This window comes from Granulicella sibirica, from assembly GCF_004115155.1.
Lineage (GTDB): Bacteria > Acidobacteriota > Terriglobia > Terriglobales > Acidobacteriaceae > Edaphobacter > Edaphobacter sibiricus.
Window position 1 is genome coordinate 649679 of the sequence record NZ_RDSM01000001.1, and the last position, 19215, is coordinate 668893.

At 56.9% G+C, this 19215-nt stretch carries 22 protein-coding genes; 1 reads left to right on the top strand and 21 read right to left on the bottom strand.

The features are described 5' to 3' along the window. Window positions 1-71 precede the first annotated feature (71 nt). From GRAN_RS02660 to GRAN_RS02760, 21 genes are all read right to left on the bottom strand, one after another. Window positions 72-1037: a FliM/FliN family flagellar motor switch protein gene (locus tag GRAN_RS02660; protein WP_128911455.1), complete on the bottom strand. Its 966-nt coding sequence runs from the start codon at window positions 1035-1037 to the stop codon at window positions 72-74. Next, complete coding sequence (locus GRAN_RS02665) at window positions 1034-1825, bottom strand: sigma-70 family RNA polymerase sigma factor (protein ID WP_128911456.1); 792 nt, start codon at window positions 1823-1825, stop codon at window positions 1034-1036. The genes GRAN_RS02660 and GRAN_RS02665 overlap by 4 nt, the downstream gene beginning before the upstream one ends. Window positions 1826-1860: 35 nt before the next feature. Beyond that, complete coding sequence (flhA, locus tag GRAN_RS02670) at window positions 1861-3969, bottom strand: flagellar biosynthesis protein FlhA (protein ID WP_128911457.1); 2109 nt, start codon at window positions 3967-3969, stop codon at window positions 1861-1863. Continuing rightward, the gene (locus tag GRAN_RS02675) at window positions 3969-5069 is read right to left on the bottom strand and encodes an EscU/YscU/HrcU family type III secretion system export apparatus switch protein (protein WP_128911458.1); all 1101 of its coding nucleotides are present in this window, start codon (window positions 5067-5069) and stop codon (window positions 3969-3971) included. The genes flhA and GRAN_RS02675 overlap by 1 nt, the downstream gene beginning before the upstream one ends. Window positions 5070-5075: 6 nt before the next feature. Beyond that, window positions 5076-5843: a flagellar biosynthetic protein FliR gene (fliR, locus tag GRAN_RS02680; protein ID WP_128911459.1), complete on the bottom strand. Its 768-nt coding sequence runs from the start codon at window positions 5841-5843 to the stop codon at window positions 5076-5078. Beyond that, window positions 5843-6112, bottom strand: a complete 270-nt coding sequence (locus GRAN_RS02685) for a flagellar biosynthetic protein FliQ (RefSeq protein ID WP_128911460.1) — start codon at window positions 6110-6112, stop codon at window positions 5843-5845. Before GRAN_RS02685 ends, fliR begins: the two co-directional genes overlap by 1 nt. Then, on the bottom strand, window positions 6112-6810 hold the full coding sequence (gene fliP, locus GRAN_RS02690) for a flagellar type III secretion system pore protein FliP (protein WP_128911461.1): 699 nt from the start codon (window positions 6808-6810) through the stop codon (window positions 6112-6114). The genes GRAN_RS02685 and fliP overlap by 1 nt, the downstream gene beginning before the upstream one ends. 107 nt (window positions 6811-6917) lie before the next feature. Continuing rightward, window positions 6918-7241 carry a flagellar biosynthetic protein FliO gene (locus GRAN_RS02695; RefSeq protein WP_128911462.1) on the bottom strand — a complete coding sequence of 108 codons (324 nt, stop codon included), beginning with the start codon at window positions 7239-7241 and terminating at the stop codon, window positions 6918-6920. Further along, complete coding sequence (locus tag GRAN_RS26035; protein ID WP_241654302.1) at window positions 7238-7396, bottom strand: FliM/FliN family flagellar motor C-terminal domain-containing protein; 159 nt, start codon at window positions 7394-7396, stop codon at window positions 7238-7240. The genes GRAN_RS02695 and GRAN_RS26035 overlap by 4 nt, the downstream gene beginning before the upstream one ends. Before the next feature lie 446 nt (window positions 7397-7842). Further along, entirely contained in the window at window positions 7843-9081 is a 1239-nt protein-coding gene (locus tag GRAN_RS02705; protein WP_128911464.1) for a flagellar hook protein FlgE, read from the bottom strand. Next, complete coding sequence (locus GRAN_RS02710) at window positions 9081-9572, bottom strand: flagellar hook capping FlgD N-terminal domain-containing protein (protein ID WP_128911465.1); 492 nt, start codon at window positions 9570-9572, stop codon at window positions 9081-9083. Before GRAN_RS02710 ends, GRAN_RS02705 begins: the two co-directional genes overlap by 1 nt. 21 nt (window positions 9573-9593) lie before the next feature. Beyond that, window positions 9594-10832, bottom strand: coding sequence for a hypothetical protein (locus GRAN_RS02715; protein WP_128911466.1), 1239 nt, complete (start codon window positions 10830-10832; stop codon window positions 9594-9596). Between the two features lie 517 nt (window positions 10833-11349). Then, window positions 11350-11787, bottom strand: a complete 438-nt coding sequence (locus GRAN_RS02720) for a flagellar export protein FliJ (RefSeq protein WP_128911467.1) — start codon at window positions 11785-11787, stop codon at window positions 11350-11352. A gap of 1 nt (window position 11788) precedes the next feature. After that, a complete protein-coding gene (locus tag GRAN_RS02725) occupies window positions 11789-13093 on the bottom strand; it encodes a FliI/YscN family ATPase (RefSeq protein WP_128911468.1) in 1305 nt (434 codons plus the stop codon). Next, on the bottom strand, window positions 13093-13602 hold the full coding sequence (locus tag GRAN_RS02730) for a FliH/SctL family protein (protein WP_241654303.1): 510 nt from the start codon (window positions 13600-13602) through the stop codon (window positions 13093-13095). The genes GRAN_RS02725 and GRAN_RS02730 overlap by 1 nt, the downstream gene beginning before the upstream one ends. A 222-nt stretch (window positions 13603-13824) precedes the next feature. Then, window positions 13825-15411: a flagellar basal-body MS-ring/collar protein FliF gene (gene fliF / locus GRAN_RS02735; protein WP_128911470.1), complete on the bottom strand. Its 1587-nt coding sequence runs from the start codon at window positions 15409-15411 to the stop codon at window positions 13825-13827. 26 nt (window positions 15412-15437) lie between these two features. Continuing rightward, window positions 15438-15752, bottom strand: a complete 315-nt coding sequence (gene fliE, locus GRAN_RS02740) for a flagellar hook-basal body complex protein FliE (RefSeq protein ID WP_241654304.1) — start codon at window positions 15750-15752, stop codon at window positions 15438-15440. Window positions 15753-15773: 21 nt separating this feature from the next. Continuing rightward, window positions 15774-16220: a flagellar basal body rod protein FlgC gene (gene flgC, locus GRAN_RS02745; protein WP_128911471.1), complete on the bottom strand. Its 447-nt coding sequence runs from the start codon at window positions 16218-16220 to the stop codon at window positions 15774-15776. A 2-nt stretch (window positions 16221-16222) separates the two neighbouring features. Further along, entirely contained in the window at window positions 16223-16585 is a 363-nt protein-coding gene (gene flgB, locus GRAN_RS02750; RefSeq protein ID WP_241654305.1) for a flagellar basal body rod protein FlgB, read from the bottom strand. Next, window positions 16578-17942, bottom strand: coding sequence for a sigma-54-dependent transcriptional regulator (locus GRAN_RS02755; protein ID WP_128911472.1), 1365 nt, complete (start codon window positions 17940-17942; stop codon window positions 16578-16580). The genes flgB and GRAN_RS02755 overlap by 8 nt, the downstream gene beginning before the upstream one ends. Further along, complete coding sequence (locus GRAN_RS02760; RefSeq protein WP_241654306.1) at window positions 17939-18895, bottom strand: two-component system sensor histidine kinase NtrB; 957 nt, start codon at window positions 18893-18895, stop codon at window positions 17939-17941. Before GRAN_RS02760 ends, GRAN_RS02755 begins: the two co-directional genes overlap by 4 nt. A gap of 72 nt (window positions 18896-18967) precedes the next feature. Here GRAN_RS02760 and GRAN_RS26040 point away from each other — a divergent pair, with 72 nt between their 5' ends. Continuing rightward, window positions 18968-19213: a hypothetical protein gene (locus tag GRAN_RS26040; protein ID WP_241654307.1), complete on the top strand. Its 246-nt coding sequence runs from the start codon at window positions 18968-18970 to the stop codon at window positions 19211-19213. The last annotated feature ends 2 nt before the right edge of the window (window positions 19214-19215 follow it).

Sequence of the window (19215 nt, forward strand, 5' to 3'; positions counted from 1 at the left end):
ACGCCTCTGCGAGAGGCCGCGTCAGAGACCGGCCGAATGCGACTTCCAGGGCTTTCCATGCCTTCCCTCGTTCAGGAGCTTGCATTGCGCTCATCCTCATTTATCTCATTTTCGTCGTAGTCGGACTGAACTGGACTAAGCAATTGCATCGCCTTATTGTTTCCCTGCCGAACAGGAGAGGCTTCAAAGTACGTCCTCCCCTCAAGCATCAGCTTGCCAGGAGCTGACACCGGTGCCGAGAGCGTCAGAACACTTCCGACCTCAATTCGGGCTAGATCTTTCACCGATACGTGCAGCTCTGGAATGTCCCCAGCGATTGCGAACTTGCAGTCGAGCAATCTCTTCTGAAGGCTGGGAAGAGGAAGATTTCCCATCCCGCTCTTCCCATTCGCAGGGTCGGTCCGAACATTGCGCACGAGGTGACTCGCCAGGGAAGCCTGGAATGCAAGGTGAAGAGATCCCGTCATTCCTGCGACCGTCACGGCGAACTGAATGCGAAGCACTTTTTCCGTTGGCGGAAAAACCCTGTGCGCAAGGTTTGGCTTGATACATTTTCCGGGTGTGAGTGTCGCCCCAATAGGCTGCCACACACGCTCGATCTGCTGTGCGATCAGCAACCCGGCGCCCTCCATGATCTCTTCATCCATCTCCGTCAGTTCCCGACTCGCCTCCAACTTCGCTCCGGAGCCCCCCAACAAGAGATCGACCATCGTGAACATGAGTTCGTTGTCCATCTCGAGCAGAACCGTGTTAGAGGAGGGGCGAGCCGCGCAGGGGAGGACATAACCCGCTGTCTGACACTTCGCTTTGAAGTCATCCATCGCCAGTTGCTCTAACGTTACAAGGCGAACCTCAAGCCCGGTGCCAAGATAGACATCCAGCGAGTTCATCAGATTTCGAGCCAGGACCTCGTGAAGCGTCGTCAGTGTTCTAGCACTCTCATTCGAAAGACGTCCCGCCGAACGAAAATTGCATGGCAGAATAGTCGCCGCGGCGGCGGAAGAACGTCCGATAATCTTGCTGTCGACAGTCTTCATTTCTGCCCCTTCGATTGAGCCCCGACCGCCTTGCCGGGCTCATGGTGTCCCAGAGCTACTTTCAATTTCGCCAGCGTGGCGAAGTGAATCTGGGAGACACGCGAGACAGCCAGGCCCACGATCTCCGCGACTTCTTTCATCGTCAGTTCCTCGCGGTAGTAGAGCGAGAGAATCAATTGCTCGCGCTCCGAGAGATCCGAGATAGCTTGAACCAGATGAGCTTTCGCCTCTGTCTTGCAATACATCTCAAACGGATTATCCCAACTGCTTGGAGCTGATTCGATCAGGTCTCGCGCGGCCTCACCCTCAAAAGAGGAGGCCGACTCCTGGCCAACGACGTGCAACCCGTTCAATTCCGTCTGAACGTCGTTCAGATCGCGCAGGCTGATCTTCATCTCTGCGGCAATCTCTTCCTTCGTGGGATACCTCCCAAGCGCACCCTCAAGCTTCTGAGTAGCGTCCGCGATCTCTCGCGCCTTCCGCCGAATCCCTCTCGAGCCCCAGTCCAGCGCACGGAGGCTGTCAAGGATTGCCCCTTTGATACGAAACTTCGCGAATGTCTTGAACTGTGCGTTCTTTGTGCTGTCAAACGATCGATACGCCTCTAACAGACCGATAACGCCCGCATGAACGAGATCGCTCAGCTCCACCTGTTGTGGAAGCCGCTCGAGGATACGCGAAGCGATATAGTGAACCTGCGGTAACTCTTGCATGATGAGCTCGTTACGCTCATCGAAATCTGTGTCACTCACCGCGATCATTTTGTAGATCGTATGTGCTGTTGCCATCCGGACCTCCTACTATTTATCGAGTACTCGTGAACTTAGCGGACCACTCCTACCGACTGCACCATCGTCATCGGGGGGATCTCTGTTGGGGAGATCACTACGACCTTTGGAAGAAAAGGTTCCAGTAATCGCCGCAGGTAGAACCGGCCCGGAGAAGAACACAGAAGTACTGGTGGTGCCTCACCAATCTGATCTCCAAACGAAGTACGTAAACTATCTAGCACGCGACGTGCCACAGATATCTGCAGGGCACTGGACGAGAGCTGTCCGCTCTGCATATTTGCGGCACGCGAGCATTCTTCCTCGATCGATGTGTCGAGTGTGACCACTCGCAGCTCACCCTTGGCATCCAGAAGAGGCCGGATCAGGGCGCGTCCAAGCGTCTGTCGCGCTGCTTCTACGAGCGCCACCGGGTTCTTATTCGTCGCGGCGGTGTCTACCAAGGACTCGAGGATCGTTCCGAGATCACGGATCGACACCTGCTCGCGCAGGAGCTGCTGTAGAACCTTCTGAACCTCTCCCAGGCTCATCAACTTAGGAATCAGCTCTTCCACCAGCTTCGGGTGAGAATCATTAAGGCGATCGATCAATCGCTTTGTCTCATGGCGGGACAAAAGCTCATAAGCGTTCCTCTTGATGAGCTCCGACAGGTGCGCCGCGAGAACCGATGTGGAATCCACCACAGCGTAACCGGATGCAATCGCTTGCGCCTGGAGTTCCCTGCTGATCCACTTGGCTGGTACGTCGAATGCCGGCTCTCTGGTCTCTTCTCCGGGGAGGTTCGGCGCGCCTGGTTCGGAGCTGATCGCGAGCAGCGAACCCCGCCTCAACTCCCACCTTGCAATTTCAACGCCCCGCAGATGAACCACATACTCTCCTTCGCGCAGTGAGAGGTTATCTGTGATGTGAATCGAAGGCACAAGGAACCCAAGCTGTTGCGCCAAACTCTTTCGCAGAGCTTTGACGCGGGCAAGCAGCTGTCCGCCCTGCTTTGCATCGACCAGCGGAACCAGCCCGACGCCCACTTCAAGCATTAGCTCGTCAAGCTTGAGGACCGAGTCCATGGCTTCCGTCGCTAAGGCGGCTCCAGGGGCGCCCTTTGCGGCAACAGCCGGTGCAACTTCCGCCAGGTCGGCATCTTCCGCTGGCTTTTCTGTCTTGATCTTCCACGCAGCGTACATCAAGGCAGCCGCCACGCTGAAGAATGCTACCTTCGGAAGCCCGGGAATCATGCCAAGGGCCGCCAGCACACCGCCGCCGATCCAGAGGAGGCGCGGGCTGTTCAGGATCTGTTTTCTGACGTTGACGCCCAGTGACTCCTTCGATGCCGCTCGCGTGACGACGATACCGCCCGCCACCGACACAAGAAGGGAAGGCAGAATCGAAACGAGTCCGTCACCAACCGTGAGGATCGTGTAGGTCTTTAGCGCCTCTTGGAAAGGAATGCCCTGCTGAAAAACTCCGATGAGAAAGCCGGCGATGATGTTGATCGCCATAATGAGAATGGTTGCCAGCGAATCACGTTGCGAGAAGCGCGCAGCGCCATCCATGGCTCCGCAGAATTCAGCTTCACGAGCCACATTCTCGCGCCTTTTGCGCGCCTGCTGCTCTGTGATCAACCCCGCATTCAGATCCGCATCGATGGCCATCTGCTTACCTGGCATAGCGTCGAGCGTGAACCTGGCCGTTACTTCGGCCGTACGGACGGCACCATGACTGACAACGAGATACTGGATCGCGATCAAAGCCAGGAAGATGACGAATCCAACAATATAGTTGCCGCCAACGACAAACTGCCCGAACGCCTCGATGACATGTCCCGCAGCCGAAGCACCTTCATTTCCATGCAGGAGAATACGACGGGTACTTGCGAGGTCCAACGAAAGCCTCAGGAGCGTGAGGAGTAGAAGCAGGCTAGGAAATACCGAGAACTCTACCGGCTTCAAGATCTGAACAGCAGTCAGCAGGACCAACACTGACGCCGTGATGCTCACCGTCAGCATCAGATCGAGGAGAAAACTGGGCATCGGGACGAGCATGACAAAAACCATGGCAACCGCAGCCACGGGTACGACCCACTCGCCGGACGCACCGAGCATCTTAAGGAATCCGTTGCTCTTCGTTACTGTCTTTGGCGCCGCCATTACTGGACCAACTCTCCGGAGGCGTTGCGATTACGGCGCATAGCCTCCTGCTTTCTCACTTCAGCCTGAGCACGGAAGACGATCACCAGGATGTCCGCGACTGCCTGGTAGAGCGTGGACGGGATGGCCTCTCCCACTTCCACGGTCTTGTAGAGTGCCTGTGCCAGGGGCTTGTTTTCGAGGATCGGGATTGCATGTTCCGCACCCAATGCCTTGATCTGTTGGGCCAAAAGATTCTGCCCCTTGGATACAACAAGTGGTGCTGCCATATCCGGGGTATACCGGAGAGCAACCGCGTAGTGGGTCGGGTTTGTAACGATGACGGTTGCAGTTGCTGCTGCGGCGAGCGCCTGCTTCTTCCGCATACGGCGCTGAAGCCGACGGATCCTGCCTTTGATCAAGGGGTTGCCATCGTTCTGCTTCGACTCCTCACGCACCTCTTCCTTCGTCATCTTGAGGTCGCTTTCCATCTTCATCCAGGTCATCAGGTAATCGACACCCGACCACGCAACGAGCACGAGGCTTGCCTTCCAACCTACTTCGAAGATCATGCTTCCGAGCGTGCTCGTAAGTTCGCGAAGTCCGAAGGACGAGGCCCTAACTAGAAGTCCCCAATGTGACCGGATGCAACTCTCTCCGATCCATGCGATCGCCGAGAACGGCAGCAGAGACTTCAAGATCCCGCTGAGACCTGTCAACGAGAAGATCTGGCCCACCTTGCTCGCGGGATTGAAGCGCTCGAACTTAAGCTGCATCGCTTCGGGAGAAAAGCTGATTCCGCCTTGCGCCGCGCCTGCGGCTACGGATAATAAGAGCGAAGCGGAAAGCACAGGCAGAACCCACCGAAACACTTCGACGGCACTCCAGAAGAAGATAGGGCCGTTGCTGTCGAGGCTGCCTGTTGCAGCAGTATTCAACATGTTCCGATAGAACGTCGTCCAATGTGTCGCTGCGTCATGCGACATCAGGCATAGCGAACCAATCGCCCCAGCAATGGCCAACACGCTCGGGAGCTCACGGGAGCGTGCGACCTGGCCCTGCTCCCGCGCTTTTTCGCGCCGTTTGGGTGTAGCCTGTTCTGTTTTATTCGAATCCGCCATTGTTCCTTATCGAGCCAGGTGCATCAGCCGATCGGCATAGCCCATCGAGTTGAGAAAAAGCGACCGGAACATATCCGGCCAGTACTTGAGTGAGGTGAACAGGATCGTCAGACCGAGCAAGCTCTTCACCGCCGGGCCAAGAACCATCAGCGGGAGTTGTGGCGACGCCTTGCCAAGAAGACCAAGCACTATATCGGTCAACAAGGTCGCAGAAAGGACCGGTGCCGCTATCTGCACTCCTATCGAAAGAATCATCGCTCCCGCCCCAATCAGACTGAGAGTGAAAGGACGGGTAAGTTGTGCGGCACCGGGCGGTAGATATCCGAAACTATTTCCAATTGCGCGCAGTAACCAGAGATGAACATCGAGACGCAGGAAGATGAGCATGGCAATCGACTGATGAAACATCGCGACCACTGTGGTATCGACCTGCGTGTTCGGATCCAGGATGTTCACCAGCGAATACCCCATCTGAATGCTTAATACCTGTCCCGCCATCTGGACCGCTTCGAACACGATCGACGTCGCAATCCCAATCGCAACGCCAACTAGCAACTCCCGGAACACAAGTAACGGCCACTCGCTCAGCGGCTGCGGCGGCAGTGTCTTCGAGATCATCGGATACATGAGGAAGGTCAACGCGAGCGTGAGGGCAGCCTTGATCCGAGCCGGGATCACAACGCTTCCGAGAAACGGCGCGAAGAGCATCAGTCCGGAGATACGGACTCCGATCGCGAGCAGTGCCTCGATTACATCTCCAAAGGGTATCTGCATTACTCCAACACCCTATGGAAGTCGCTCAGAAGCTGAACCGTGTACGTGCTCAGGTGACGCCACATCCAGGGCATCAAGATGAAGAGTGCGGTCCCTGTCGCAAGCAGTCTGGGAACAGTTGAAAGGGTTTGATCCTGAAGAGACGTCAGGACTTGCGCAATATTGACGACAAGGCTAACAGCGATAGCGATCAGGAGGATTGGAGCCGTGAGGATGATTACCTCCATCAGCATCGACCGCCCTAGCGCGACTACGGCATCTGTACCCATTAGTTGAAACTCCTCATCAAAGCGCCGATAAGTAGATGCCACCCATCCACCATCAGGAACAGAAGCAGCTTCAGCGGCGTGGAGATAACAACCGGCGGGAGCTGCATCATACCCACCGATGTAGTAATGGATGCGACGACCATGTCCACGATAAGAAAGGGAAGAAAGAGAACAGTGCCGATCTGAAAACCAGCCTTCAACTCGGACAAGATATAGGAAGGCAGCATTACGCGAAAGGAGAGATCCTTGATGTTATTCGGTCGTGGTTCCTTCGCGAGATCGAGAAAGAGCGCAACGTCCTTGTCGCGAACATAATGCGCCATGAACTGCCTGAGTGGAACGCCCGCACGGTTCAAGGCCTCAAGCGGCGTGATCTGACCAGCCTCGAGCGGCACGACAGCGGTATCGTAAACAACCGCACCGACGGGCTGCATCAGGAAGAACGTCAGAATCATCGACAGACCGATCAGCGTCTGGTTCGAAGGCGTGGTCTGCAGCCCAAGCGCCTGGCGCAAAAAGTGAAAGACAATCAGCAACCTTGCGAAGGGAGTGACGCAAAGCAGGAGCGAAGGAATCAGCGAGAGGAAGGTCAGGAGAACGACAACCGTCCAGGGTGCCGAAGCGCCGCCCAGGCCTTGTATCTGAAGTCCGTTCGCATTCGCCGAGGCTCCCGGAGCGACCAGGATCGCACTAAGCATCGGACTTATAAGGTGAACTTGCGATCCCCCGGAAAGAGATGCAGCGCTGGCTGTCGCCGGGAACAAGAACCCGGTAAAAAGGAGAGAGGCTGTAAGGAGACGAAGCTTCATGCCTGCTCCGTCGTCGATAATACCTGCTGATCGAGGGTGTCCCTGAAGCTCGGCTGCTTATCAAGCGCGGAAAGAAGAGCCACACTTCCGGCAGATCCACCAACGAGATAGTCTTTCCCGTCGACCTGAATGATCCAGATGGAGCGCTTCTCGCCGAGCGAGATCGTCTCTGAGATACGCAGCCGACGCATCGTGCTCTGCTGAACGCGCTTCTGCTCCAACCATTTCCAGGCGGATGCGAGGGCTCGCAGCACTCCTAAGGTTTGCTGAGGACGCATCCTTTGAGGAACCGTCTTCTCGACGGTGTTCGCGCCTATCATACGAGATCCGTGATGCGGGCAGCGAGACGCTCTCCTACAACCTCGAACTCAGTCCACGCCATCAGGATGCCGTTCACGTGCAGGGGAATATCTGTGCTCTGGTGGCAGGTCGTCTGTACGAGGGAACCTTCCGCCAGCTTGAGCAGAGATCCCACGGTGAACCCCTGAACTGTTACTTCAAGCGCCAGGGTGCAAGGAAGCCATGGAAGGACATCTCCCGGGTTCGCTTCCTTGGGCGCTGAAGAAGTGGCAGGCGACTTCGTTTGCTTCGTAGCTGGTGTTGTGCTTACCAAGAGTGCCCCTCATGCCGACATCGGCAAGGAAATACCTTCCGAGCCATCCGCGGTCTGCAGCGATCGCAACATGGTCATCGGTCCGGCACTGTCATCAATGCAAGCGGGGGGCCAAACAAGCTCGGGCGGGGGTGAGCTTCTAAAGCTATGAAAACAAAACGTGCCACACTCGCACACCGGTCTTGCAGCATTCGGAGGCGGTCTGACGTTACTGCGATGAGGGTGGGTGAGAAAGAGCCGGCCGTTCTCCGGCGACGGCGAGAACGGCAGGCTCTCATCACTCGCTCATAATGCAGGAGTCACCTGGACTAGCCAGTGATCATCTGAATCGTGGCCTGGGAAATCTGATTCAGGGTCGTAACTGTCTTCGCATTCGCCTGGTAGGCCTGCTGCGCGACGATCATCTTGGAGAATTCAGCCGCGACGTCCACGTTCGACGCCTCGACGGACCCGCCCGTGATCACTCCCCGACCGCCCGTGCCGGCTACTCCAACGAGGGGTGTCCCCGATCCGGCGGTCATTTGGTAGTCATTGTTTCCTGTGCGCAGTAGACCCTGCGTATTGGAGAACGTGGCCACAACAACCTGCCCCAGGGCCGTCACCTGTCCGTTCGAGTAGGTGCCATTGATCGTTCCATCGGTTGCGACCGCGTAACTGGTGAGCGTGCCGCTGGATTTTCCATTCTGGCTCGTGGCGCTGGTGGCGCTGGCGAGGTCGGTCTGCGTGATGCTTGAGTTTCCGGCTTCATCCTTCAAATCCCACGTGAGGCTCATGGAAGCTGCCCCATTGGCAAATGTCGGGACGCTTACGGCGACGCTGCCGCTCGTCGGGGAGGTCAGGTTTCCAGAGCTATCGAAAACCAGGTTCCCGGACGCAACCTGTGAGGATGCGGCACCGGTGTCGGCGGTGGGCATGTTGACCGAGTAGCTCCAGGTGTTTGTTCCAGTCTTCGTGTAGTTGACTGTCAGGACGTGCGAGGCTCCAAGCGAATCGTAAACAGGCGTGGTGCTCGCGAAAGTTGTGCCGGTCGCCGCGGTCGAATTGAGGTTCGTGGTCAACTCGAAGGTCGAGGTCGCGCTCGCGGGAACCACGGAACCGACAGCGATCTGGAGAGGCTGCAGCGTGCCAGTTGTCGAGATAACTCCGTTCACAGCCGGGTATCCCATTACACTCTCGCCGTTCGCGGTGGTGAGCTCGCCAGCCTTGTTCGCCGTGAAGTCGCCAGCACGGGTATACGAGGTCGTGCCGTCAGCGGCCTGCACGACAAAGAATCCATTCCCAGAGAGCGCCATGTTGGAGGAGATCCCCGTCGCATCCGTAGCGCCGTCGGTGAAATCTGACGTCGTCTGCGAAGCCTTCACGCCAAGACCCGCTTCGATGGGATCATTGGTCGCGTTGGTAAGGCTGCTCTGCGCGAAAAGATCGCTGAAAGAAACGGTCTGATCTTTGAAACCGACCGTATCGAGGTTGGCAAGATTATTGGAAACAGCCTGGAGTTGATCCTGGCTGGCGACGAGACCTGAAAGGGGAACACCGAAAAATGACATTACTTGCCTCCGTAAGGGGTGTTAAGAGCTGAAAAGTCGAGGGTGGAATTCGGATCGCTGGACGACAAGCCTAAGGCTTGGGCGTTGCTTGAGGCCGACCCGCCATTCATAAGTTCATTGCGGGCCGCGACCTCTGCCGACGAGCTTACGTGTCCGGTAGTCGTGCCGGAAGTTGTGGTGGAAGTCGTCGCCGTGGTCAGGTTTTGGTTGATGCTGATCAACTGATCAAGCTGGTTGAGCGAGATCATCTGACCCACCATGGCGGTGGAGTCCATGGGAGAGGTCGGATCCTGATTCTGCAACTCCTTGACTAGTAGATTAAGGAACGTCGTACCGGTCGTCGTTCCATCAAGACCGGAAGTGCTTGACGTGCTCGATGTGCTCGAGCCGGTGGTAGCGTTGGCCTTCGCTTTAGCGGCCTTTGCCTTGCTCGCGCTGACGATATCGAGTATCGATGCGGGTGTAGTTGCTGTTACTCCAGAAACGGACATGGTTCCTCCTGATAGAGATTTCTAAATTCGTATGTCTAACCGCGAAGACTTGGCGAGTAGAGATGTTGTCGTGGTTGCCGGGGCAGCTGCCATCCCGATTCCTGCGATCGAAGAATTCCTGGAGGAGCCGCTGGTTTGCGACTGGCGGCCATTCTCTGACTGCCTTCCTGAGTCCCCGGCCGACGTCCCGCTGGAATCCTTGACCTCAACCCTCGCTTGAAGACCATAAGCGCTACCCAGCTTCTGTTCGATCGAGGGAAGATGCATCGCGAGGGCCTGGCCAAGAGCAGAGTGAGATATCGAAATCTGGGCAGAGAGCGCCTGATGTGTGAGTGAAGTGTTAATGGAAATGGAACCAAACTCCGCCGAATGCATACCGAGCTTCATCTCGGATTGCCCCATCGACTGGATAAGGTGTGCGCTGTTCAACGTAGGCAACTCTTGCGCCGCCGTCGCGCTCGCGGCTTGCGCGGGGACCGCGGTCTGTGCGGCACCAGTCGCGTTCGAGGCGGTGCTTTCCGACGCTAACGCGTTTGACGGGGTCGCATTAGCGGTCGCCGCCTGCACAGCCTGCTGCGCGGCATCTCCACCAGCGTTCCCGGTATGCAAACCCGCCGGCTGGTGGTCGATGACGGCAACTACGGCAGGAATCTTCGCTGCGAAGGATGCGTCTGTCTCTTGACTGGACGTCTGCATCCCTTCATCCTCTGACTTCCCTTTGGTCTTGGCATCCGATACGGCTGCGCGATCTTTGCCCGAAGCCGACAGTTGCTTCGAACCGCCGCTCTTCAGCCCACCGGAAGAAGCTAATGCATTGTCAACACTAGATCCATTCTGGGCGGCCTCTACCTTTGCCTGATTCGCGGCAGCCAACGGCTGAGAGTTAGCCGCAGGCAGCAGAGCATTCGCGAGCACCGCGCTCTGACTCGCGGCATCAGGCTGGGCTGAATTGACGCTCTTGGCCTGATCGTCTTCGACCGCAGCCCGCGATTTAGCGATCGTCGCGGCACCATCACCAGCCTCCACGGAAGAGTCTAAAGGGGACGGTAAGGCTGTCATTCCGGCTATCTCAGCTTTCTGCTTCGAACCGAGAGCTCCGTTTCCATCGGCCGCATTCGAAGTTGCGCCTTCGCTCGGAGCAGTTGTCGCGGTACCCGCCGGCACATCACCATCCAACAAGTCTGTACCCGTCGCCGCATCGCTCTCTTGTCCAACGCCCCCGTTAGAATCGCCCGCGTTCTTCGCAGAAGGAAGAGTCACAGCCCCGTTATCTCTTGTATCAAGAGATGTGAGATCTTGGCTGCCGCCATCACCTGCCCCTGAAGGCACCGGCGCAGTCGGAGGCACCACAACTGCCACTGTCACCGGTACTGAGGTCTTCGTCTCGGGCGTGGACACGACAGGAGCTGAGGGATCCTGAGCAGACTGCTTTTCTCTCGTGCCCTTCTTCTCGTCCGCTTGCTTTGTGCCGCCCTGGGCCTTGTGAGCACTTGCAGCATCAGACGCTGCGGAGAAGGCATCCTTGAAACCATTGGAGCTCACGGATGTGGAGGCGAGCTTCACATTCTCCGCAGGAACACTGCTCACGATTTTGGAAGAGACTTGCACGCCTTCTGTAGTTGCATGTTGTGTGCCAAAGCTTCCAGAACAGTTCACGTTCGTATTCCTCTCTTGTTATGAACAACCTACAGATTGTTAGTCGCCGTACTGGAGTAAGACTATGTTCAATCGGCAGTCTTATACGGTAAGACTTGCCGTATCGCTAGGCAAACAGTGCCTAGCGAAGCGCTCTACGTGCCGAGAAATTATCATCCATCATGTTCTGCTCCTGACGAGTCTGTTCGCGGCGATAGGCATAAAGCTGCTGCTCTCGCAAGCCTGCCAGTAGCTCCCTCTTGCGATGCTCTGTCTCGTAGACCTTGACTTGTTGCTGACGCAACCCATCGAGCTTCCTGATATGCGCCTGGGCATCCTTCTCCCGAAGGTCAAGCGCCTTGATCTCTCCTTGAGAGATATGTATCTCCGCCGCTGACATGCGAGCTCGCAACTGCACTTCGCGTAGCGCAATAATCCTGACGCGCCGCGCCTGTATGTCCGCAAGGTTCTGGTGAGCCTGCGCGATCTCTTTCAAAATCTGGCTAAGGGCGCGCTCTTCGCGTTCTTCGGCAATCTCTCGGAGCCTAAGGACGGTCGCAAGTGTAAAGCGGAATGCCATGTCAGCTCGGTATCCCGCTTAGTTGCTTTGTAACCTGGGCGAATGTGGGGGTTTCAAGAGCTCCTTGATGCAGGAACTGCGTGATTTCAGGAAGCACCTCTACGGCTCGATCCAGGACTGAATCAAACCCCTTCTGATATGCCCCAATCCGGATTAGATCCTCGGATCGCGCATAGGATGCGAGTAGGATGCGCAATGCTCGGCTCTTAGCCATGTGCTCCGCGGAGGCAACCGAGGGCATAAGTCGGCTCAAACTATCTAAGATCGAAATCGGAGGATAGTGATTGCGTAGCGCTAGATTTCTGTCGAGGATGATATGGCCATCGAGAAGTGACCGTACAGTGTCAGCAACGGGATCCTGCTGGTCATCTCCCTCCATCAGCACCGTATAGAACGCGGTAATGCTACCCGTGTTGAAGTTCCCAGCTCTTTCAACCAAGCGAGCGAGAGTATTCAAAACCGAAGGTGTGTATCCCTTGGTTGTTGGAGGCTCACCTGCGGCGAGCCCGATCTCTCTCTGCGCCATTGCGAAGCGGGTCAGGGAATCGACCACCAACAAAACATTCTTTCCCTGGGACGCGAAGTGTTCCGCGATCGCAGTCGCTGAAAGCGCGGCACGCATCTTCAGAAGCGGCGACTGATCGGAAGTCGAAACGACAAGAATCGAGCGCCGTCTTCCCTCTTCGCCGATAACCTCTAAGAACTCCTGAACCTCACGGCCGCGCTCGCCAATCAGCGCCATCACCGTAAGATCCGCCTGTGTACCCCGGGCCATCATCCCCAGGAGCGTACTCTTCCCAACACCGCTGCCCCCAAAGACCCCAAGCCGTTGTCCGAGGCCGCACGTGACAAAAGCATCAAGTGCGCGCACGCCGCAACCAAGCGCCTGTCGAATCGGCAAACGATCAAGAGGAAGGGGAGCAGACCCATCGACCGTCATATTGTATCGGCCGCTATAGGGTCCGAGTGAGTCGAGTGGTTGGCCGGTGCCATCGATTACTCGGCCAAGTAGCTCTGGCCCGACACGAATCGATGGTCGCCCGCCCGAAGCAACAATGCGGTCCCCATACCGGATACCTTGCGGGAGCTGCAAGGTCATGGTGAGCATCGTCGCCCCTCGGAAACCGACAACCTCTCCCGCATAGCTGGTGCCGTCGGAGGAAATAATCTCACAGGCGTCGCCCACGGAACAGAATGGGCCTTCCGACTCGACAAGGTTTCCGACAACCTGCAGAACCCGGCCACTCCAGCGAAGGCTGCTGGCGCGATTGAGTTGGCTAAAATATGGAGCCAGCGGTGTCGTCATTAGGCCTGAGGTTTCTGCGCGAGCACATCGAAGAAGCCCTGCTCGATCTCTTTGAGTTGCAGATTAAGGCTGAAGTTGACTGTTCCCAACTCAGTCTCCAGAATGCAATCGGCAGGCTGAAGCGTCCTGTCCTCCACCACGGAGACGTCGAGCTTGAAATCCTGCGAGGCAAAATGGCTTCGCCACCTTTGTCCATCCTCCGGCCGCACACGAATCGAGGCGACAGATCCTTCTTTTAGCTGCCCAAGCGCTATCTGCACGATAGCCGCAACGAGCAGTGGGTCAACCTGGGCCTCTCGGTGGAGGATCTTGCCCGCGATCGCAAGAGCAAGTTGGACGACTTCGAGTTCAACCTTCGAAAAATATTCCTTACGGCTGCGCTCAAACTCATCAATGGCTCGCGTGATTCGCTGGCTCTCTGCCCGAATCTGCTCTTCATATCCGTGCCTGAGCCTTGCCTCGGCCTCCGCGACTCCTTCCGCGCGGGCGGTATCCAGACGCTTGCGCAACACTTCTTCCGTAAGTCGGATACCTGGCTCTCTCACCTCAACTTTGGGTGGTGGCGGCGGTGCCGTATCTTCTGACATTTGACGATACTGAAATCCCGCAACTGGTGTGGCCGAGCTGCTTGGCTGAGTCTCTCTGCTGAATGACATGCTCATCTACTCCCTGGGGTGATACCTGCGTTCTTAGCTATCTGCCTGAGCTACTGCGGCGCCAGTTGCGTCGCCTCAGTCGGTTTCCCCGCGCAACCAGGCCTGTACGACCCGGGCGCTGCTCGCCGGCTCAGACTTTACCTGCAGAACAAGCTGCTCTTTCAGCGCCAGGGTGCGTGCCACGTCGGTCGGCGTTGACGCTATCGGCAGGGGCAACGGAGCAGCCGACTCCGGGAGGATAGGTTGGACCGGTGCCTGCGCCACTGCCGCCCCAAGTACGCGCTTCTGGACCGGACGAATCATCAATAGGTACGCCAGGACGAAGAGAGCAAACAGCATGCCATAGCGGACGAGGGTCGCGTTGTCGGAGACACCTTTGCGAGCGCGGTCAAGAGCTGTCACTGGCGGTACATCCACATCATCCGGCCTCGTGAAGGAGAGATTCTGAACACTGATCACATCGCCCCGATTCGAGTCCAGCCCGATCGCACTCTGCGCAAGCATCTCGATCTGCTTCAGCTCTTGAGGGGAGCGCTTGACACGTGTCGTCGTCCACTTGCCGTTTGCTCCAAGCTTACGAGTGACAGAGTCATCGACGAGCAAAGCCGCTGTAATCCTCTTGATCCGTCCAGCCGGTTCAAGAGTGTGGCGAGTAATCTTATTTACTCCGTAAGTCGCGTTCTCGGTCTTTGAAGTCTGCGAAGAATCCTCGCCGACTGGAGGTGGTACATTCGCCTTATTCTGGGGAACATTGCTCGTCGTCCCCGGCACCCCACCTACGCCTGCACCAGGACCGGTCTGCTCATCAGACCGTTGGACGGAGAGCGGGACACTTACGGAAGGGTCGTACTTATCCTGGCTCTCCTCTGTCGTACCCAGCTCATATTCCACGTTCACACTGGCCCGCAGATGGTCGGCACCGACTACCGGAGTGAGTGTCGCCATCAGCCGCTGACTGAGTTGCCGCTCAGCACCCTCTTCCCCTGGAGACGAATCGCTCGCACCCCGGAGAGACTCGTTCGAATCCGCATCGATGATCGAGACGTCGGAGGGCTTGAGCCCATCGACGGCCCCAGAGACAAGACGCTGAATCGAAATGGTCTCTTCACGAGATAGTCCATCGCGCCCAAGCTTGAGCGTTACCGAAGCCTTCGCGCTCCGTTCCCGGTCAATGAAAACAGATTCCGTAGCCATGACCAGGTGAACCCTGGCACTCTTCACCCCACCGAGTGTCGTGATCGTACGCTCAAGCTCTCCTTCCAATGCACGCTGGTAATTGACCTTTTCATCAAACTCAGTCTGCCCCCAGGACACCTTGTCGAAGATCTCGAAACCCATCCGTCCGCTATGCGTCGTCTGGGTCGAAGCCACATCAAGACGAGCCGCGTCGATTTGGTCCGCCGGCACATTGATGCTCTTGCCGTCGGGGCTCAGCTGGAACGGAATCTTCTTCGCGGTGAGCTCCGCGGAGATAGCCTGCGCGTCAGCCGACTCGAGACCCGTCATGAGCGGCTTATAGTCAGGCGTCGTCATGAGGTTGGCGAAGAGAGCGAGCAAGCCTATCGTCGCAGCCGCTCCGACCCCAAGGAAGATACGCTGGTTCGCTGTCCTGGTAGACCAGAACTGCTTAGCCTGCGTCGTGATTTGATTGAATCCGGCCATAAGGTATCAACTCTTGGGGTAGTTCTTCAGAACTGCATCTTTTCAATGTCTTGGTAGGCGCTCACGATCTTGTTGCGCACCTGCATCATGAGCTGAAATGCGACGTCAGCCTTTTCGACTGAGATCATCACCTTGCTCATATCGTTGCTACCACCTTGCAGAAGCGTGTTCACCTGTTGCTCAGCGCCCCCCTGGAGGTTGCTGACCTGGGAAATGGCATTCTTCAGTACATCCCCGAAGCCTCCATTACTACCCGACGAGTCCGGCTCGGTAAACGATAATGGGCCTGCTCCGGTCGTAATTGGGCTGGAGATACCGAGACCCGAAATACTCATGCTCATAAGAAACTCTCCTCTTGCTGGTTAGCTCTTCAGGATGTCGATCGACTGCTGAATCATCTGCTTGGCGGCGGTGACTGCGGAAGCGTTGAGTTGATAAGCTCGTGTCGATCCCATCAGGTCAACCATCTCCTGAACGGGATTGATCGCAGGATAGGCTACATAGCCATCCTTGTCCGCGTCCGGGTGCCCAGGTTCATACCGCATCACCGGTGGAGTCTTATCTTCAACGATTTGGGAGATGCGAACGGACCCAAGCGTCTTGCCAGTGGTATGCCCGGCACTGGCAAACGCGAGGTGAAAAGAAGCGTTGCTCGCGGATGAGAAGACGACCTCTTTCCGAGTGAAAGGGCCACCGCCATCAGTGTGAGTCGTCTCGGCGTTGGCCATGTTAGCGGCGATCACCTCGGAGCGTTGCCGCTCCGCCGAGAGTGCCGAGGCGCTGATGGAAAGAATGTCGAACGGTCCCATGATTAGCTGCCCCCATTGATTGCGCTGAGTAGTTGATGAAAATTGGACTTCACTAACTGAATGCCCATCTGGTATTGCAGTTGTGTCTGGGCTAGCAGCAGGCTTTCCCGGTCAAGGTTGACATTGTTTCCGTCGGGCCGCTCCAGAAGGCCTTTGACATTCACCACGGTCGGCGTGAGCTGCACCTGACCGTCATCATTGCCAATGGTTGCTAGAGCTTGCTTGAAGTTGACGTCTTTCGTGTGATACCCGGGTGTATCTACGTTCGCCATATTTGCAGCAACGGTCTGCTGCCGGTCACTGGCTACTTCGAGAAAACGCTCGAGTGAGGATGGGATAAGTCCGGAACTTGCCATCTCAGGCATACCTCCTGGGCGGGAGCCCGTATTCGCGAATCCGATTACGCATCGTCCTGATGCTGATTCCCAGCATTTCAGCCGCTTGCGTGCGATTCCCCTGGGTCATCGTCAAGGTACTTTCAAGGTGGGCTCGTTCAAGCTGACGAATAGGTGCTCCTGGATTGAACATCGGAACTGAGGCCGGAACCGAAGCAACCTTGCTACGTCCCTGGAACTCTTGGTCAAAGCAAGAACCATCGAGCTCGACCCCAGGATGAAGCGAGCAGACGCGTCGCATAAAGTTACCAAGCTCCCGCACGTTGCCAGGCCAATGGTGAGCGTTAAGCCTCTCGATAAATTCTTCACTGACCCGCTGGGCCGGACCGCGTCCTTTGGCTGAGAACTTATCCACGAAGTAATGCGCGAGCAGCTCAACGTCCCCCGCTCGATCCCGCAATGCTGGAAGCGTAAGCGGGATCACTGCAAGCCGATAGTACAAGTCACTTCGGAACTTGCCCTCCTCCACCATCGCGCTCAGGTTGACGTTGGTCGTTGCAATAACGCGGATGTCCACCTTCACCGAACGCGTCTCCCCAAGGCGTTCGAACTCACGCTCTTGGAGTGCGCGCAGTAACTTAGGCTGAAGGTTCAGCGGCATGTCACCGATCTCATCGAGTAGCAGCGTGCCACCATTGGCCAGTTCGAACTTCCCGGCTTTGGCGGTCGTAGCTCCCGTGAAGGCACCGCGCGCATGCCCAAACAATTCGCTCTCAAGAAGGTGTTCAGGAACCGCCGCGCAGTTGACTGCGATAAATGGCTTACGGCTCCTGTCGCTTGCGTCATGGATAAACCGTGCAAGCAACTCTTTCCCCGTCCCACTTTCTGCTTCCACCAGGACATCGGCATCCGTCGTCGCCGCTGCTCTTGCCCGCTCAAGCGAGCGCAATAACTGCGGTGCCCGTCCAACAATACTCCTCGCCTCAGAGTGATCCGCGCGAGGGGCGGCCGCACTAGCCCGCATCACCCGTGAGGCGGCCTCTTCGAGTTGCTCAAAAGATACAGGTTTGGTGAGATAGTCGAACGCTCCGCTCCGCATGGCCTGCACGGCGTCCGGAACGTTCCCGAAGGCGGTCAGTAGAATCACCGCCGTGCTGGACGACATCTTCCTGGCGGAGCGCATGACGTCAAGTCCATCACCATCCGGCATACGCATGTCGCTGACAACGAGCTGGAAGTCCTTGTTCTCCAGAAGTTGCGTTGCTTCGTTCACTCCGCTGGCCGTCTCAACTGCCCAGCCGTTCCGCGCAAAGCTGACGCGGAGCGCAGTACGTATTCCAGCCTCATCGTCGACGATAAGGACCGAGGATGGGTTCGTGAATGTCATAGGGCGGGTATCTCCACGAAAAAGGTAGTTCCGACGTTCACTTCGCTGACGACACGAATCTTGCCTTCGTGCTGCCTTACAATTTGCTCGCATACCGCGAGGCCAAGCCCGGAGGTGTTGCCGCTGCCGCTGAAGCCGGGACGAAAGATCTCGTTGATATGTTCTAGAGCAATTCCATCGCCAGTATCCGCGAACTCGATCACGGCGTAGTTATTCAGGTAATTATTTTTGTCTCGGTCCACTCGGGCTGAGACACGGACCGCGCCACCCTTGTGTGTGTGCCGAATCGCGTTACACACAATGTTGAGAACAACCTGCTGCAACGCACTGGAATTTCCCAGCACTTTGACGATAGGATCCGCAGTGAAAAACAGGGAGACACCAGCTTGTTGCGCGATTGGCCGAACGAATTCAACGCTGCTGCGGAGCGCCTCGGAAAGGTCCAGCGCCACTAGCGAGGGGAATCCGACGCCATGAAAACTAAGAACATTATTGACGGTGCCACCCAGCGATCGGATTCCAGCACGTAAATGCGATACCCACTCCGCCGCATCCTCGCCCCCATCGGCGATCAGACCCGCAAAGAGCTCGAGACTGGCGAGAGGGTTTCTAATTTCATGAGCGAGTGTCGTCGCGACTTCCGAAAGAGCCGTCGCCTTCCGTGCGCGCTCTCGCTCATGCTCCGCCTGTTTATGAAGAGTGACGTCCCGGAGGATCAGAATCGTCTGCTGATGCTCTGGACCGTATGAGTCGCTGAAGAGTCGCCGGTCATGAACAGAGAGCCAGCGCTTCATGCCACCAGACGTACGGCAGAACTCCTGTTCGTCTTCCGCACTGCTGTTACGCGTTAGAAAGCCCGCCAGATCGATACCGGCCTTCACCGAGATACTGACCAGGTCGTCGATCGTTTCCGAACCGAGATCCAGCAACCGGCGTCCTTCGGGATTGATCATCGAGACGGAGCAGTCACCCTCCACGACTAACACACCGCAAGGCATCGAAGCCACGATCTGTTGCAGCGCTCCATGAACCCGCTGGTTCTCTGCCAGGCTTGCCTTCAGCGCGGAGTTGCGATCCGCCAGTTCATGGCTGAGGTGAGTTACTTCCTGTTGCAGCGTTGCGTAGGAAGCCTCCAGGCGAGCCGACGCCGAGATGAACTCGGAGAAGGCGTCTGCCAGGAGAAATACCTCGGGCTGACCGGCGCAGGCAGAGGTATTTATTGGCTCGAGATGAGAGAGAGGCTGCATCTGCAGTTACAAGATGCAAGCTGAGG